This window comes from Collinsella sp. 1033st1_E11_1033SCRN_220408, assembly GCF_039062465.1.
In the GTDB taxonomy this organism is placed as follows: Bacteria; Actinomycetota; Coriobacteriia; order Coriobacteriales; family Atopobiaceae; genus Parolsenella.
The window spans coordinates 406,543-422,254 of the sequence record NZ_JBCLNF010000001.1; the positions used below are offsets into that span (position 1 = coordinate 406,543).

Genomic DNA, 15,712 nt, shown 5'->3' on the forward strand with positions numbered 1-15,712 from the left:
CCATGATTGAGGGAGAGAGCTCTTGCTCTCGTAAGGTCGCCCTATTCGTGACCGGAGGCATCGCCTCATATAAAGCCTGCGAAATTCTTCGTGGGCTGCAGAAGAACGGTTGCGACGTTCGCGTCGCAATGACCGAGGCGGCTACGGAACTCGTCGGCCCCAAGACTTTCGAAGCCCTCACTGGTCACGAGGTTTATCTCGACGTATTCGAAAGCTCCTCTCCCATTCCGCACATCGAGCTGGCTGAGTGGGCGGATATCGCCCTCGTCGCCCCGGCAACCGCAAACGTTATGGCGAAGATGGCCTATGGCATTGCAGACGACATGGTTTCGACTGCGCTCCTGGCTTGCTCCTGTCCGATAATCGTGGCTCCCGCTATGAATGTCCACATGTGGGAGAACCCCGCCACCCAGCAGAACGCCGAGACCCTCGAGTCCCGCGGCGTCTTCCTGGTTGGGCCCGCGACTGGCAGGCTTGCTTGCGGCGACACCGGCACCGGCAAACTCGCCGAGGTCGACCAGATCGTCTCCGCAACGCTCGCTAGGCTTCGCGCCTCGTCTGATCTTGCGGGAAAGCACGTCGTCATCACCGCTGGCCCCACGCATGAGGCAATCGACCCGGTTCGCTACCTCTCGAACGCCTCGTCCGGCAAGATGGGCTATGCGGTCGCCGAGGCAGCGGCCGCTCATGGTGCACGCGTCACGCTCATCTCCGGTCCCGTCGCGCTTCCAGCGCCCACTGGAGTTGCGGTGGTTCACGTCACGAGTGCGCAAGAGATGCTCGATGCCACCGTCGACGCGTTCGCCACGGCTGACGCTGCAATCCTTGCCGCGGCAGTAGCAGACTATCGTCCTGCAGTCCAGGCCGATCACAAGCTCAAGAAGGGCAAGGAAGACCTCAGCTCGATCGAACTCGTCGAGAACCCCGACATCCTCGCCACCATATCGAAGGACAGGGGCGATCGCATCGTCATTGGCTTTGCCGCCGAGACGAACGACGTCATCGACAATGCCAAGAAGAAGCTCGCGCGCAAGGGCTGCGACCTTATCGTCGCGAATGACGTTACGAGAGCGGACTCCACCTTTGGTTCTGACACTGACAGCGTGACACTCGTCGGCGTTCACTCGGAAACCGAGTATCCTTGCATGCCCAAGGCCGAAGTCGCCAACGTCATCGTGAGTGAGCTCGCCCACATGCTTGAGCCTGAGGTTCCTGTCACTGACGCCACAATAGTTCTCCCCGTTGGCGACAACAACGCGCGCGAGGAAGAGCAGGACAGCACGTGTTAACGCTCGGTTGTCATCTCTCCACCTCGGGCGGGTTTGAAGCCATGGCAAAGCGCGCCGTCTCGATTGGCGCCACCACCTTTGCCTACTTCACGAGAAACCCTCGCGGCGGCTCTTCGAAAGAGCCGGATCCGGAAGATCTCCGGAGGTTCTCGGTCATCGCTCGAGAATCCGGCATCGGCACCCTCGTCGCGCACGCACCTTATACCTTAAATCTTTGTTCCGCCAAACCGGACGTAAGGGAATTTGCCCGCACGGCTATGCGACAGGATCTCGAGCGGATGGAATTGCTTCCGGGCAATTTCTACAACTTCCACCCCGGATCGCACGTTGGCCAAGGAGCCGAGGAGGGCATTGCTCTCATCGCAGAGGGGCTTAACTCTTCCCTCGTGCCCGGACAACGCACGATCGTCCTTCTTGAGACCATGGCTGGCAAAGGGACCGAGGTCGGCAAGACCTTCGAGGAACTGGCGCGAATCATAGATCGCATCGACCATGACGAGCTTATCGGTGTGTGCCTCGACACGTGTCACGTGAACGATGGTGGCTATGACGTCTCCGGCGATTTTGATGGCGTCTTGGACGAGTTCGATCGCGTGCTGGGAATCGACAGGCTTCGCGCGCTCCACCTCAATGACTCTAAGAATCCTCTCGGCTCTCATAAGGATAGGCATGAGCGCCTCGGCCTGGGACACCTTGGGCTCGAGTGCTTCACCGGCATCGTTACCAATCCGAGGACTCGTTGTCTTCCCATGATTCTCGAAACCCCCAACGAGCTCGATGGCTACGCTGCGGAGATTCATGCGCTGAGAAGGCTAGCGGACGGAGCCGACACGCAGATGGTCATGGACGAGCTTTCGTCTGAAAGAGACTGCTAAGAAAGGCAAGACCCACGTGGGAATTCTCATAGGCTGTGAACACGTCGAGCACGAGTGGCCCGGCAAGCGCGTCCTCAACGATGTCACAATCGGCGTGAACGAGGGAGACCGCATCGGGATCGTCGGCAAAAACGGCGACGGAAAGTCGACGCTCCTGCAGCTGATAGGCCACGTGTTTGAGCCGGAGGACGGTAACGTCACCTGGCGCGGAGGCATTACTGTCGGCATGCTCGGCCAATCTGACAACCTCAACGACGACATGCCCGTCTCTCACGAGGTGGTAGGCGACGTTCCGGAGTACGAGTGGGCCTCTAACGCCGAGACTAGGCGCATCATTGCGGAGCTTATCGGTGACGTCGACTGGAACGCCAAGGTTGGGACACTCTCCGGCGGTCAGAGAAGGCGCGTAGATCTCACGAGGCTCCTAATCGGCTCCTTTGACGTCCTTCTTCTCGACGAGCCTACAAACCATCTCGACATGGGAGCCATCACCTGGCTCGCTAGCCACTTGCGTCACCGTTGGCAAAGCGGTGTGGGAGCGCTTCTCGTAATCACCCATGACAGGTGGTTCCTCGATGAGGTGTGCGAGAGCATGTGGGAGGTCCACGACGGCGTGGTCGAGCCTTTCGAGGGCGGATACTCAGCCTATATCCAACAACGAGCGGAGCGCGCACGTCAGGCGGCTGCAACCGAAGAGCGAAGGCAGAATATCCTCCGCAAGGAACTTGCCTGGCTATCTCGTGGCGCCCAGGCTCGCTCGAGCAAACCAAAGTTCAGGATCGAGGCGGCGCGAGCGCTCATCGCAGACGAGCCGCCCCTCAGAAACCCCCTCGAACTCAAGCGCCTCGCCGTAAGCAGACTCGGCAAGCAGGTATTCGAGCTCAAGCAGGCATGCGTAGACTATGAGGGCAGGCGAGTCATTGATCACGTCGACTGGCTCATCGGCCCCGGAGACCGCTATGGAATCCTCGGCGAGAACGGAGCCGGCAAGACCACGCTCCTGCGCCTGCTTGACGGCAAGATTTCACCCACGAGCGGTCGCGCCAAGATGGGCAAGTCCGTCAAACTTGGTATTCTCTCCCAGCACATTGACATGCTCGCCGACAAGCTCGATTGGCGCGTGCGAGAGCTTCTCGGCACGTATAAGCGCACGTATGTGATTGGCGGCAAGGAGCACACGCCCACCAAGCTCCTTGAGAGCCTCGGATTCGACAGGCGTGAGCTAGACACACCCATTGCGGACCTCTCTGGTGGCCAAGCGCGCAGGCTGGCGCTCATGTGCGTGCTGCTCGATGAGCCCAACGTTCTCATTCTCGACGAGCCGGGTAACGACCTCGACACTGACATGCTTGCTGTCATGGAGGACCTGCTCGACACGTGGCCAGGAACGCTCTTGCTTGTCACCCACGATCGCTACCTCATGGAACGCGTGACCGACGATCAGTTTGCCCTCATAAATGGGAAGCTGAGGCATTGTCCAGGCGGGGTTGACGAGTATCTCTCGCTGATCGGGGAGCGCCATGGCTCCGGAGATGTTTCCGGTCACGGTCCTGCGCCCAAGGCCCCCATATCCACGTCTGAGGGCAGTAATAGCTCAGCGTCCGCCCCTGCAAAATCGACAAGTGGCCTTTCGAGCTCAGAAGAGTGGAAGCTTAAGAAGCAGCTTTCGAGCGTCGAACGCAAGATGCAAACGCAACGCGCGCGAATCGAGGATCTCGAGCACGCGATGGGGGAGGTTGACCCGACGGATTACCTCGCTCTCGAGAAGGCTCAATCGAATGTCGGCGACGCTCGCGAGACCCTCGATGCACTCGAAATGGAATGGCTTGAGCTGAGCGAAGTTCTTGAGGGGTAACCTGGGCTTTTATGCGTAACAAAGAGATACACGCAAACAAATTTCAATTTTCTCGAAATTAGTCCTTGCGCGTTATCCGCTCGGATGTTAATCTCTTTTCTGCTGCGGTTGAGCAGCAACGGGTGGTGGCGCAGTTTGGTAGCGCACTTGACTGGGGGTCAAGGGGTCGCTGGTTCGAATCCAGTCCACCCGACCAGAAAAGCCGAGGTCGGCGGGGTTTCCCGTCGGCCTTTTTCTTTTGGGCATCAGCTCGATTTACGATATCTCCACACTGGGCATCAACCCGTGAAAAGCGATGTGCGCACTGCATTTATCCAAAAGCGTGACCTATACACTCAATGATGTACGGATCCAGCTTGCTACTCTGGGCAGAGCGAGAGGCCTTGGCTAACAATTCCGTCACGTTTCGGAAAGAGAAGACTGGTCCTGATATGACAGTAAAGCGATGGGGTATCATCGACTAAGCTTGCGCCGTATCCCGTGGCGCTTGTATCGGGGGAGTAAGATTTGAAGTTCAAAGATTGGCTCGAATACAAGGTTAGTCGTGGGTTTGAAACTGATATAGAAGCTCCGGTGGGCAGCTCGGATAACCCTTCAAACAAGATTCTTACCGTTGCTAACGGCGTAACCCTATCGCGCATGGTTCTGACGATTGTATTTCTCGTCATGTTCAGCCTGAGAATCAATCGCGTTGCTTCAATCATCATCTACATCGTTGCGGCTTGCACCGATTGGATGGATGGACAAATTGCCCGCCGTACGCAGACCGTAAGCTGGTTTGGCAAGCTACTTGACCCAGTTTGCGACAGATTGCTGCTCTTTACCGGGGTCCTCGGCCTTGTCATTACCGGCGAGCTTCCCGCTTGGGTTGCAGTTCTCATTATCGGTAGGGATGTTTACCTTGCCGTAGGATCGCGCATCGTTGCCAGGTTTCACGAGCGCCCGATTGATGTTGTGTACGTAGGCAAGATCGCAACCGCGCTCCTTATGACGGGATTCTCATTCCTTCTCCTCGGAGTTCCCGTTATCGAAGGACTCAACCTCGTGTCTGCTTCCTGGCTTCCCGGTCTAAATGACGTTGGCGGCTCAATTGGCCTCCTCTTCGTATATGGTGGATGCATCTTCTCCTTGCTTACGGCGTATGTCTATACGGCAGAAGGCGTAGCAATCGTCCGCGAATCGAAGAGGCGTAAAAAGTGTGGTCTTTAACGGTTAAGCGCTCTAGAAAGCTCGCCATTTGTGGCGCCATTCTCGTTGCGGCGCTGACGCTTTGCTATGCCCCGATCAGCGCTATGGCAGTTGAGTCTGAGCCCAATTTAACTGAGGCTCAGTCAGCCATGGTGATTGACGCCCAAGGCAATGTCCTTTACGAGAAGAACCCTGACGAGGAAATCAATATGGCCAGCGTCACGAAAGTGATGACCGCCGTCGTCGCCCTCGAAAGCGGCGTTTCCCTCGATACCGTATGTAACCTATCCGCCCCAGCGCTCGACGAGAACGCAATGGTTGCTGGATATCAGTCTGGGGATACCTCTACGCTTCGCGACCTTCTCCGAGCCGCACTAGTCTACTCGGCAAACGATGGTGCCTACGAGGTCGCCGTCGCCGTTGCTGGTTCAGAGGACGATTTCGTCCAGATGATGAACGACAAGGCGGCAGAGCTCGGGATGAACAATACCCATTTCGAGAACTCCCACGGCCTCGATGCGGAAGGTCACCACTCGACCGTACACGACCTCACCATCCTCGCGCGCTATGCCATGACAAAGCATCCCTTTATCGCAGACACGGTACGCCAGACTGAGGTTACGGTCCCAATTGGCGGAAACAACGTTACGCTGCCAACGGTTGACACCCTACTCTATAGTTATCCTGGCCTCCTTGGCATTAAGACGGGTACCGGAAACCACGTCACCGCATTCCTTGGCTGCGCCAGAAGAAATGGGGTGACGCTTTACACGAGCGTTCTAGGCTGTCAGACGAAGGAAGGCCGCTTCACTGATACCGCCTCGCTTCTTGACTGGGCATTTGGCACGTATGACGCGCATTCTTACGCCAGCCCCCGTCTCCGTGAGGGGTGTCGCACGTTTGCCTATAACTTCGCCTTCTCTTGCGTCGTTTCTCCTGATTCGTATGCCACTGGGCTCTCCTGGCCTGACGGGGGAGACATCTCTTGCAAACGCATCATTCCACGTGACCGTCTCTTTGTCCCTGGAGATACAGTCGAGGTGCGTCAATGGACACAAGGCGAGCATATCGTGTCGACGTGCTCATACTCTGCGCGCAACCAGCTTTGCCACACCGTAAGCGGATTTGGACTTAATGACACGGTTTTCCCCTGGCTATCCGTTACTCAAGCTGCCTAGGAGGTCCTCATGTACTCGATTACGTGCGATTCCGCCCCGAGGACGCAAGGTCCCTTCTCTCAAGGCACAAGCGCGGCAAGATACGTCTTTGTGTCTTCGCAGCTACCCGTCGACAAGGATGGCATATGCCACACCGACGATGCCGTCGAGCGTCAGACGGAACGCTGCATCGATAATGTTGCCGCCGTCCTAGCTCAGCTCGGCCTTACTTTGTCCGAAGTATCAAAAGTCACTATTCATCTCGCGAGCATCGAAGACCTTGACGCGGTCTACACCGTTTGCGAGAAGCGCTTCGAAAGGCCCAGGCCTGCATGCTCAGTCTTTCAGGTTGCGGCGCTGCCCCTTGACGCAAAGGTCTCGATTGAGGCCATCGCCTGCCGGTAGGGGTACAATGAATAGACAACGACGCGAGGGAGACACCATGCAGAACAACATTGATAAGCCTGAGTCTGACGCTACTGCCATCTTCTGCATGCCGTCCTCAGATGCCACTGTCCCGGATCTCATGGGTGGAGTGCGTCCTAGCAACCCGACGCTCACCATCCTCAAGGGCCCTCAGACCGGCCAGACCTTCGAGCTAGCCACCCCGGAGATTTCCATTGGCCGCGATCCGTCGAGTGACGTCTTTTTGAATGACATGACCGTCTCTCGACACCATGCAAAGATTTCAATCACAGGCAATGTTGCTACCGTCGTAGATCTTGGCTCCCTTAACGGCACATGGGTCGATGGCGCTATTGTTAACAGCTCCGCGCTTGCTGACGGTTCAACCATCCAGGTTGGCACCTTCCGCATGGTGTATCACACCGTGCGCGCCCCGAAGATCGCTACGGGCGAGTAGCCAGATGGCCGACGCCGGCTATCTCACCATAGGAAAGGTCGTCTCCAAGCTTCAGGAGCAATACCCCGATCTTTCCGTTTCAAAAGTTCGCTATCTCGAGGACGAGGGACTTCTGACGCCATCAAGAACGCCAGGGGGATATCGTCTCTATTCCGCGCGTGACATCCAGCGCCTCGAGACAATCCTCTATCTTCAGAAGAGCCGCTTTTTGCCCCTTAGCGTTATCAAGGATGAGCTTGACGGCAAAAAGGGGAATACGGACTCCACGCCTGAAGAAGGTACCGAGGCCACTTCAGACCCCATAGACCCCACGCTGTCCGTAAGCCCAGAGGCAGAGCGCGAGATGCACCCCATCGATAGGATTCCGGAAGTTGCAGGCGTTCCCATCTCTCTCGTTCGCAAGCTTGCGGATTGTTCAATTATCAAGCTCGTAAAATCGCCTGCCGGTAGAGATCTCGTTCGGGGGAGCGACCTTCGCCTCATTCGAGCTTGCAACGAACTCGCACGCTTTGGCATTGAGCCGAAGAATCTCCGCCAGTACCTCGCAGCCGCGAATCGCGAGATACCCATGTTTGAGCAGGCACTAGCTTCACTCTCTCGCCATCAGGGCGAAACTCCGGACGAGCGAAGGCTTCGACGAGAGGTTGCTCTTGACCGAATGCTTACGCTAACAGGTGTCGTACGAGGTTCAATCATGCGCAGAGAGTTGATTGACGATTAGCTGGTTGCCGGGCATTATGGCCCGCTGTATTATTCACAAATTTACACAAGGAGACATCGTGAGCGAAGATTACGAGGCACGCTTCCCGTACGAGAATCTCATCGTCGACATTCCTGACTATCCGGAGCCTGGGGTCATCTTCAAGGACGTAACCCCTCTCATCTCTAACGCACAGGGCCTTGCGGCCTGTGTTGATGCAATCTCCGATCACTTCCTTGGCAGGGGGATTACCAAGGTCATTGGATCTGAAGCGCGCGGTTTTCTCATTGGCGCACCGGTTGCTTATCGCCTTGGTGCCGGTTTCGTCCCTGCACGCAAGCCAGGCAAGCTTCCTCGCGAGGTTTATACGGAGAGCTACGCCCTTGAATACGGAACTGACGAGCTGCAGATTCATACCGACTCCATGACCTCCGACGACAAGGTCCTCGTGATTGACGACCTTATTGCAACCGCGGGCACCGCCCTTGCCACGGCACGCCTCGCCGAACAGACAGGCGCTACGGTCATTGGCTTTGCGTTCATCCTAGAGCTTGCGTTCCTCAATCCGCGCGAAGCCCTTGCCAAGGAATACGATCGAGAGATCTTCTCACTCGTTAAGGTTAAGTAGGAGCATCACATTCGTGGCTAGTGAAACCAAAGACCCCATTCGCAGGCGTTTGTCAAAGCGATTCCAAGTCAGCCTCGTATGGGAAGGCGCTCTCGTTGGCCTTCTCGGAGGGTCGATCATTACTCTCTATCGACTTTCGCTCACCTGGGCTGAAAAGACGATGAGATTTCTCACTAGCCAAATCTCCTCTAATATCCTTTTCATTATCGGGTGGTTTGCCGCTCTTGCGATTATGGCTTTCGTTGTAGCCGCGCTTGTTCGTTTCGAGCCGGCTACCTCGGGTTCTGGTATTCCTCAAGTTGATGCCGAGGTAATGGGCAAGTTGAGCGCGCCTTGGCATCGCGTCATTGTTGCGAAGTTCCTCGAGGGAACCGTGGGGGCTTTTGCCGGCTTGTCTCTTGGTAGAGAAGGCCCCTCAGTGCAACTGGGTGGCATGGCGGGCAAAGCCGTATCCAGAGCCTTCAAGCGTGGAAGGGGAGAGGAGCGCCTGCTCGTCACATGCGGGGCAGGTGCGGGTATGGCCGCGGCGTTCCATGCGCCCCTTACCGGCGTCATGTTCGCCCTCGAGGAGATTCACAAGACGTTCAATGCACCGCTCATCATCTCGGTCATGATGAGCGCAGTCATGAGCGACTACGTCGTCTCTCAGGTGCTTGGTCTATCTCCAGTCATAAGCTTCACGCTTATCGAGAACATTCCCCATGAGGCATATGCGCTTCTCATCGTCTTCGGAATCATAATTGGAGCAATCGGAGCACTGCATAACCTAGGCATGTTCGCCATTCAGAATGCTATGGCTCGCATCAAGCTGCCGAATCCGCTTCGCTACATTATTCCGTTCATGCTTGCTGGCATTGTTGCCATCGCAGCCCCAGACCTCATGTGCGGAGGAGACGCGATCCTCGAGCTACTTATGCGTCCCCAGGGGCTAACGCTTGCAGCTCTCTTGCTGATCTTGCTCGGGAAGTACCTCTTTACCGGTGTTTGCTTTGGAGCTGGAACGCCTGGTGGCACGCTGTTCCCGTTGGTGGTTATGGGCGCTCTTGTCGGCACAATCTTCGGCGATGTGGCGACCGGCCTATTTGGGATGCATCAAAACCTCGTCATGAACTTCATGGTTCTTGGAATTGCCGGCCTTTTTGCTGGTGTCGTGAGGGCTCCCGTCACCGGAGTCGTCCTCGCATTCGAGCTAACCGGAAGTCTCGACGCGCTCCTTTCGCTGTCCATCGTGAGCGTCTTTGCTTACGTAACCGCCAATCTGCTCCAGGTTGATCCCTACTACGAGCATCTCCTTGCCAGGTTCCTCGGGATCAGCACCAACGAAACTCACGAGCACTGGGGTGGACACGGTAGGCAAATTCACAGTTACGTTGTTGAAGCGAGCTGCAATGCAGCCAATAAGGCAATCTCTGAGATACCCTGGCCTGAACACGCGCTTGTCGTATCCGTTCGCCGTCATGGCCGTGAGATATTGCCTAACGGCGCTCTAGTTCTTGAGGAAGGGGACCGGATTCTTGTCCTTATGGACGAGAAAGAGGGTGACGAATCAGAATCGACGGTTCGGATGCTTTGCCATGGGACATTTGTGCCAGAGGAAAGAGCCTAAGACCGAAAAAGGTATCGAATCTAAATCAGTAGTCATGAAACGGGGTCGCGAGCAGTATCGCGGCCCCGTTTCGGTTGGGATGCCTAGCTCTCTTGGCATCATTCATGCATGCAAATGCTATTAGCAGCTACTTTACATAAGATATATTATCGTTATTTAATAACACATTGAGGAAAGGGGAGTCGGGAGCCAATTCATGTTTCTTCAAGTAGCTAACTAATTAGGGCAACGCACGTAATCGTAACGAAGATTGAAGCAGCGACGGCGAATGGATTCGACACGATAAACGCGCGTAAACTGTTAGCCGCAACCAAAAGTCGTTAATAAGACACGGGCAACGTCGTGCTTATCAACCCGTGAGTGCACACGGGTTGATATTAGATGCTATCCAAATAGCGCATTGCAGATTGAGCAGCGACGGCACCATCAGACACCGCAGTTACCACCTGCCTGAGCGGCTTTTCGCGAACATCGCCTGCGCAGAACAATCCCGGCGTCTTCGTAGCCATGGAATCATCCGTTATGATCGAACCATCAGTGGCAAGATCAACGAGGCCAGCAACCAATGCAGTATCTGCATCATGGCCAACCGCAACAAAGATGCCAAATGAGCCGGGATCACATTCTATGGTCTCAACTTCATCATTCACTAAGCTCCTGAGCGTAATCTTGCTAGGAAGCATTTCTCCTTCGATCGACTCAATTTTAGTTTGGTACCTAACTGAAATTGAGTTCGTACTCGAAATCTTGTCTTGCAGGCTCTGAACGGCACGCATCCGGTCCTTGCGAACGACCATCGTGACCTGTTTACCTATCTTGGAAAGGTAAAGGGCCTCTTCGCATGCCGTGTTGCCTCCACCGACAACATAGATATCCTTGTCACGATAAAACATACCATCACATGTGGCGCAATAGGAAACGCCTCTCCCACGGAACGAATCCTCACCGGCAAACCCAGCCATGCGTGGTTGAGCACCTGCGGTATAAACGACAGCCTTTGCCTTAAGGATCACACCGTAGCATTCCAGCTCAAATCCATCTGCTGTTTTCGAAAGGCTTGTAACCTCATCCTGAAGAATCGAAGCCCCGAGCGATTTTGCGTGTTCATAAAGCTGTTCGCCTAGGTCACGACCAGTTATTTGAGGCAATCCAGGATAGTTATCGACTTCAGGCGTGGTGGAAATCTGACCGCCAAATGCACCCCTCTCGACCGTTATGGCGTCAATGCCATAACGCGTGGCATAAAGAGCACAGGCGAGGCCGGCTGGGCCTCCGCCGACTATGACAAGGTCATGGCTTTCAGTGGCGATCATGGACAGTCATCTCCTCAAAGACGGCAGAAATCGTGTTCAAACTACGCAACACCGCTTGAACCGAAGCCGCCAGTCCCCCTGTCGGTCTCATCAAGCTCTTCGACCTCGGACAGAGTGACCGCCGGGACTTTTTGGATAACCAGCTGAGCGATTCTTTCGCCCCGTTCGATATGAATCGTCTTCTCGGGATCAAGGTTAATGGCGCAGACCTTAAGCTCTCCACGGTAATGCGAATCAATAAGACCAGGTGTGTTAGCCATAGAAAGGCCCTCGCGCAAGGCAAGCCCACTCCTAGGCTGAACAAAGCCGGCATAACCTTCCGGAATCGCAATCGCGAGACCCGTAGAAACGAGCCTACGCTCGAACGGCGCAAGGCTCACGTCTTCAGAAGAGCGAAGATCGAGTCCCGCATCACCTTGATAGGCATAGGCGGGAAGTTGCACCGACTTATCAAGCCTTTTGATTGGAAGAACGATCTCGTCATTGTTCATTAGACAGTCTCCTCAGCTCGGCGGAAAACTCGTCGATATCTTTGAAGTCGCGATATACGGATGCGAAGCGAACATACGCAACCTTATCTATGTCGGCAAGGCGCTTCAAAACCATCTCACCAAGAGCGCTAGAGTCCACCTCGGTAATACCGTGGTCACGGAGATCGGACTCGATATCAACAATGATGGAGTCCAAAACATCGACAGGAATATCGCGCTTAACCGTCGCCCTAACAAGGCCGCGCATGATCTTCTCACGATCAAAAGGTTCTTTGGTACCAGAGTGCTTTAAAACAACGAGCGGCAGTTCCTCGCGGCGCTCGTACGTCGTAAACCTGAATCCGCATTGCGTGCACTCGCGACGACGCCGAATCGAATCGTTACTCTCCGCAGGACGGGAATCGACAACCTTTGACTCTTCGCAGCCACACTTTGGACAGCGCATGGTACTCCCCTCGATAATACATTCTCAAGGAAAGATACCATAAGCAGCCATTATCTGAGCTAGAAGACGCCTCGAGTATACGTCCAGAAGGCGAGAACGATGATAGAGGTAACGATGAATGCGAGCATCCCGCCGAGCTCTTCGCGAGCACCGAGGGCCGGAGCATTCAGAGAGGCGACGTTGGGCCTCAAATTCTCTGAAGCAGGCAAAGCAGTAAATTTGCCGCCACCAATGACGGTGAAGTTAGCAGCAGCCTGCGGCTTAAGGGCAGATGTGCCGGACACGAAATACATATCGTTCGTCATAATCTTAAGTCCTCCCCAATAAGCAACTTTTACAGCATCTATCTAACTTCATCTTGCGGACATTAATCTATGCCTGAACATTTGTTCTATAAGTAGAATACTCGTACGCTTGTTCGTGTCAAGTAGAAATAAGAACATTTGTTTGAATGCAAAAGCGAACGGGTGTATGATTGCTCAAAACAAAGGAGGAGACATGCCCAAAGAGAAAATCACCAAACGTCAGCAGCAGGCGTTCGAATTCATTTGTGCATTTACGGCGGAACATGGCTATCCCCCTTCAGTTCGAGAGATAGGCTCAGCTATCGGCCTCTCCTCGCCCTCGACCGTCCACTCCCATCTCCACAAGCTCGAAGAAGCCGGCTACATAAAAAGAGATCCGAATAAGCCGCGTACGATTGAAATCTGCGAAGATGCCAAAACGCGAGCCAAACAAAGCCCAAAGCTTGTTGAGGTAAAGCAGGACGTCAACACAAATACGGTGACTCTACCGCTCGTTGGTCGCGTAGCCGCAGGCTTGCCTATTCTCGCCGAACAAAACGTTGAGGAAGTCATGACCCTGCCCACGAACGTTGTGGGCGACTCGAGTTCCTTCATCCTTCGCGTCCGCGGCGAATCGATGATTAATGCTGGCATTTTTGACGGCGACTACATCGTTGTCAGAGAACAACATGACGCCCATAACGGAGAGATTGTCGTCGCCCTCATTGAAGACTCCGCAACCGTTAAAACCTTCTACAGGGAAAAGGATCGCATTCGCCTTCAGCCCGAGAATGACACGATGGAACCCATCTATGCAATTAACCCAACGATCCTCGGTCGCGTCACCGGTCTTTTCCGATCTATGTAGGTCAGCAATGGGTTCAAGCCAAAGAGTACGCGGCTATGATGTCCTGCGAGGTTTTTCCGTCGTGTCGATGGTCGCGTTTCATGCCTGCTATGACATCGTCTATCTCTGGGATGTTCGTTTGGGCTGGTTTAGAAGCCCACTGCAGGACGTTTGGCGAGCTTCCATCTCGTGGTGCTTCCTGCTCATCGCGGGAATCATGTGTAGCTACTCGAGAAACAACCTGAAGCGGGCCCTAAAATACCTATTCGTCGCAGCCATCATCTGGATTGCGACGACGTTGATTGCCGTAGACACACCTATTAGCTACGGGATCATTTACTGCATGAGCTTCAGCTCGCTTCTGGCCTGGGCACTTAATGAGCCCTTGCGCAAAAAACGAGATGCATGCGAAATCGAACATGACGGTCTTGTCTCGCACCAGTCAAATGATTTGAAACCAGTCAAACTCGCAATTGCAGCGGCTACGCTATTCTTGGCATTTTTGCTAACCCTAGAAGTGCCGCAAGGCAGACTTGGGTTAGGCAGCTTTGGCGGGCCTTACGTTACGTTGCCGAAGGGCCTCTACACGACAGAGGCGCTGAACTGGCTGGGGTTTCCAGGGCCATCATTTGCTTCGGGTGATTACTATCCGCCAATCCCCTATTCGCTTCTGTTCCTCGTGGGGTCAGCACTCGGCCTAAATATGAAGCTCCATGGAGTACCCAGTATCTTAAATAAGATGAGATGCGCTCCTCTAGAGTGGATTGGCAGACACGCCCTGGAAATCTACGTGGTTCATCAGCCAATCGTTCTAGCGCTTCTCACCTTGGTCTTAGGCTAGACCTTCGCGCTGCTAAATGGATTCAGAATCCCCCACCTGATAAGGTACGAGTGTCGCAGCCATACGAGCGGAGACTCTAGCCGTGACGAGCAAGCCCCCGCCTTGATACTGCTCGCGGATAACCTGGCAGCGCTCGTGAACCATCTTCATGAGAATGCCCTTTTCATAAGGAATTAACGCCGTAAGGGTCGTATCTCCAGCGCTCGCCTCCTCCGCGATCCTGTGAAGGAGCGCTGCCAAACCCGTTTCCTCTTCAGCAGATACGAATACAGCATCAGAGTGATAGGTGCGAAGGCTCGAAAGACCATCAGCATCGAGCAAATCGCACTTGTTGAACACGAGCACTCGACGAATGTCCTTCGCCCCTATCTGATCGAGAATCTCGTTGACGGCGTCACGCTTCTTCTCCCAATTGGAATCACTAGCGTCAACGACCTCAAGGACAAGATCGGCCGCCTTCACCTCGGCAAGAGTGGACTTAAAGCTCTCGATAAGGCTCGTGCGTAGCTTTTGAATAAAACCGACCGTATCGGTAAGAGTTATCTTGCGTCCTTCAGCCAAATCGATAGAACGAGTCGTGGGGTCAAGCGTCGCAAATAGCTCATCCTTTGCATAGACGCCAGAATCGGTCAGTGCATTAAGCAAGGTTGACTTGCCGGCATTCGTATAGCCCGCCAACGCAACGCGCCAAACACCTGAATCCCAACGCGCCTTGCTCTGCGTCTCACGTCTGGTCTCGAGTTTTACAAGTTCGCGCTTCAGCGCGGAGATTCTATCCCTGACCAGCCTGCGATCAACCTCTAGCTGGCTCTCTCCCTGGCCAAACCTGCTACCAATACCTCCACGAGTCTGCTCGCCCATGAGATGGCTCCACATGCCACGAAGGCGCGGAAGCAGATACTGCAGCTGAGCGAGTTGGACCTGGAGCCGGCCCTCTCTGGTCTTGGCATGCCTGCCAAAGATATCGAGAATGAGGGCCGTTCGATCAATGACCTTAACAGGCTCACCAAAGGTTCGCTCAAGATTTGACTGCTGAGACGGCGAGAGCTCATCGTCAAACACAACTACATCGACATCGAGTCTGCGAACCGCAGCGGCGATCTCCTCGGCCTTACCGGAGCCAACGAACGTCTTCGGAGAAGGGGCGTCGAGTTTTTGAGTCTCCCGTCCAACGACCACACCATCTGCAGTAGCAACGAGTCTCTCGAGCTCATCGAGGGAGTCAGCCATGGGCCAATCGCCCTTACCAGTATCCACTCCCACTACGAGAGCTCTTTCTGGAACCGGAGCCGTCTCAATATACTTGAATCTCGGCATGACCGACCACCTCT

General features: G+C 54.8%; 17 protein-coding genes and 1 tRNA gene. 13 read left to right on the plus strand and 5 right to left on the minus strand.

The features are described 5' to 3' along the window. The first annotated feature begins 2 nt into the window (after positions 1-2). The 11 genes from coaBC to ABCN07_RS01820 all read left to right on the plus strand — a co-directional run bounded on the left by coaBC (position 3) and on the right by ABCN07_RS01820 (position 10,160). A complete protein-coding gene (coaBC, locus tag ABCN07_RS01770; protein WP_343005127.1) occupies positions 3-1,289 on the plus strand; it encodes a bifunctional phosphopantothenoylcysteine decarboxylase/phosphopantothenate--cysteine ligase CoaBC in 1,287 nt (428 codons plus the stop codon). After that, positions 1,283-2,164: a deoxyribonuclease IV gene (locus ABCN07_RS01775; protein ID WP_343005128.1), complete on the plus strand. Its 882-nt coding sequence runs from the start codon at positions 1,283-1,285 to the stop codon at positions 2,162-2,164. The genes coaBC and ABCN07_RS01775 overlap by 7 nt, the downstream gene beginning before the upstream one ends. Before the next feature lie 16 nt (positions 2,165-2,180). Then, entirely contained in the window at positions 2,181-4,019 is a 1,839-nt protein-coding gene (locus tag ABCN07_RS01780) for an ABC-F family ATP-binding cassette domain-containing protein (RefSeq protein ID WP_343005129.1), read from the plus strand. A gap of 119 nt (positions 4,020-4,138) precedes the next feature. Further along, positions 4,139-4,215 (plus strand) — tRNA-Pro (locus tag ABCN07_RS01785). A gap of 311 nt (positions 4,216-4,526) precedes the next feature. Further along, entirely contained in the window at positions 4,527-5,228 is a 702-nt protein-coding gene (locus tag ABCN07_RS01790) for a CDP-alcohol phosphatidyltransferase family protein (protein WP_343005130.1), read from the plus strand. Between the two features lie 83 nt (positions 5,229-5,311). Next, positions 5,312-6,385: a D-alanyl-D-alanine carboxypeptidase family protein gene (locus ABCN07_RS01795; RefSeq protein ID WP_343005131.1), complete on the plus strand. Its 1,074-nt coding sequence runs from the start codon at positions 5,312-5,314 to the stop codon at positions 6,383-6,385. 9 nt (positions 6,386-6,394) lie between these two features. Continuing rightward, positions 6,395-6,769, plus strand: coding sequence for a Rid family hydrolase (locus tag ABCN07_RS01800; protein ID WP_343005132.1), 375 nt, complete (start codon positions 6,395-6,397; stop codon positions 6,767-6,769). Positions 6,770-6,806: 37 nt separating this feature from the next. After that, positions 6,807-7,226 (plus strand): FHA domain-containing protein, encoded by a 420-nt coding sequence (locus tag ABCN07_RS01805; RefSeq protein ID WP_320679011.1) that lies wholly within the window; start codon positions 6,807-6,809, stop codon positions 7,224-7,226. A 4-nt stretch (positions 7,227-7,230) separates the two neighbouring features. Next, a complete protein-coding gene (locus tag ABCN07_RS01810) occupies positions 7,231-7,947 on the plus strand; it encodes a MerR family transcriptional regulator (RefSeq protein ID WP_343005133.1) in 717 nt (238 codons plus the stop codon). Between the two features lie 58 nt (positions 7,948-8,005). Further along, positions 8,006-8,554 carry an adenine phosphoribosyltransferase gene (locus ABCN07_RS01815; protein ID WP_320679014.1) on the plus strand — a complete coding sequence of 183 codons (549 nt, stop codon included), beginning with the start codon at positions 8,006-8,008 and terminating at the stop codon, positions 8,552-8,554. 13 nt (positions 8,555-8,567) lie between these two features. Next, a complete protein-coding gene (locus ABCN07_RS01820) occupies positions 8,568-10,160 on the plus strand; it encodes a ClC family H(+)/Cl(-) exchange transporter (protein ID WP_343005134.1) in 1,593 nt (530 codons plus the stop codon). Positions 10,161-10,537: 377 nt separating this feature from the next. Here ABCN07_RS01820 and ABCN07_RS01825 read toward each other — a convergent pair whose 3' ends face one another. Genes ABCN07_RS01825 through ABCN07_RS01840 form a run of 4 tightly spaced genes read right to left on the minus strand, consistent with a single transcriptional unit; the run spans position 10,538 to position 12,714 of the window. Then, positions 10,538-11,473: an FAD-dependent oxidoreductase gene (locus ABCN07_RS01825; protein ID WP_343005135.1), complete on the minus strand. Its 936-nt coding sequence runs from the start codon at positions 11,471-11,473 to the stop codon at positions 10,538-10,540. A 41-nt stretch (positions 11,474-11,514) separates the two neighbouring features. Beyond that, a complete protein-coding gene (gene dut / locus ABCN07_RS01830; protein ID WP_343005136.1) occupies positions 11,515-11,964 on the minus strand; it encodes a dUTP diphosphatase in 450 nt (149 codons plus the stop codon). Then, positions 11,954-12,409, minus strand: coding sequence for a transcriptional regulator NrdR (gene nrdR / locus ABCN07_RS01835; protein WP_343005137.1), 456 nt, complete (start codon positions 12,407-12,409; stop codon positions 11,954-11,956). Before nrdR ends, dut begins: the two co-directional genes overlap by 11 nt. Before the next feature lie 59 nt (positions 12,410-12,468). Beyond that, on the minus strand, positions 12,469-12,714 hold the full coding sequence (locus ABCN07_RS01840; protein ID WP_343005138.1) for a hypothetical protein: 246 nt from the start codon (positions 12,712-12,714) through the stop codon (positions 12,469-12,471). 193 nt (positions 12,715-12,907) lie between these two features. Between ABCN07_RS01840 and lexA the strand changes: the two genes are divergently transcribed. Beyond that, on the plus strand, positions 12,908-13,561 hold the full coding sequence (gene lexA, locus ABCN07_RS01845; protein ID WP_320679020.1) for a transcriptional repressor LexA: 654 nt from the start codon (positions 12,908-12,910) through the stop codon (positions 13,559-13,561). 7 nt (positions 13,562-13,568) lie between these two features. After that, positions 13,569-14,381, plus strand: a complete 813-nt coding sequence (locus tag ABCN07_RS01850; protein ID WP_343005139.1) for a heparan-alpha-glucosaminide N-acetyltransferase domain-containing protein — start codon at positions 13,569-13,571, stop codon at positions 14,379-14,381. 12 nt (positions 14,382-14,393) lie between these two features. On the opposite strand, the gene hflX is transcribed toward ABCN07_RS01850, so the two are convergent. Further along, the gene (hflX, locus tag ABCN07_RS01855) at positions 14,394-15,698 is read right to left on the minus strand and encodes a GTPase HflX (RefSeq protein ID WP_343005140.1); all 1,305 of its coding nucleotides are present in this window, start codon (positions 15,696-15,698) and stop codon (positions 14,394-14,396) included. Positions 15,699-15,712: the final 14 nt, after the last annotated feature.

Coding starts and splice junctions, on each gene's coding strand:
- coaBC (WP_343005127.1), top strand. CDS start 3: ATGATTGAGGGAGAGAGCTCTTGCTCTCGTAAGGTCGCCCTATTCGTG.
- ABCN07_RS01795 (WP_343005131.1), top strand. CDS start 5,312: ATGGCAGTTGAGTCTGAGCCCAATTTAACTGAGGCTCAGTCAGCCATG.
- ABCN07_RS01800 (WP_343005132.1), top strand. CDS start 6,395: ATGTACTCGATTACGTGCGATTCCGCCCCGAGGACGCAAGGTCCCTTC.
- ABCN07_RS01805 (WP_320679011.1), top strand. CDS start 6,807: ATGCAGAACAACATTGATAAGCCTGAGTCTGACGCTACTGCCATCTTC.
- ABCN07_RS01810 (WP_343005133.1), top strand. CDS start 7,231: ATGGCCGACGCCGGCTATCTCACCATAGGAAAGGTCGTCTCCAAGCTT.
- ABCN07_RS01825 (WP_343005135.1), bottom strand. CDS start 11,473: ATGATCGCCACTGAAAGCCATGACCTTGTCATAGTCGGCGGAGGCCCA.
- dut (WP_343005136.1), bottom strand. CDS start 11,964: ATGAACAATGACGAGATCGTTCTTCCAATCAAAAGGCTTGATAAGTCG.
- nrdR (WP_343005137.1), bottom strand. CDS start 12,409: ATGCGCTGTCCAAAGTGTGGCTGCGAAGAGTCAAAGGTTGTCGATTCC.
- ABCN07_RS01840 (WP_343005138.1), bottom strand. CDS start 12,714: ATGACGAACGATATGTATTTCGTGTCCGGCACATCTGCCCTTAAGCCG.
- lexA (WP_320679020.1), top strand. CDS start 12,908: ATGCCCAAAGAGAAAATCACCAAACGTCAGCAGCAGGCGTTCGAATTC.
- ABCN07_RS01850 (WP_343005139.1), top strand. CDS start 13,569: ATGGGTTCAAGCCAAAGAGTACGCGGCTATGATGTCCTGCGAGGTTTT.
- hflX (WP_343005140.1), bottom strand. CDS start 15,698: ATGCCGAGATTCAAGTATATTGAGACGGCTCCGGTTCCAGAAAGAGCT.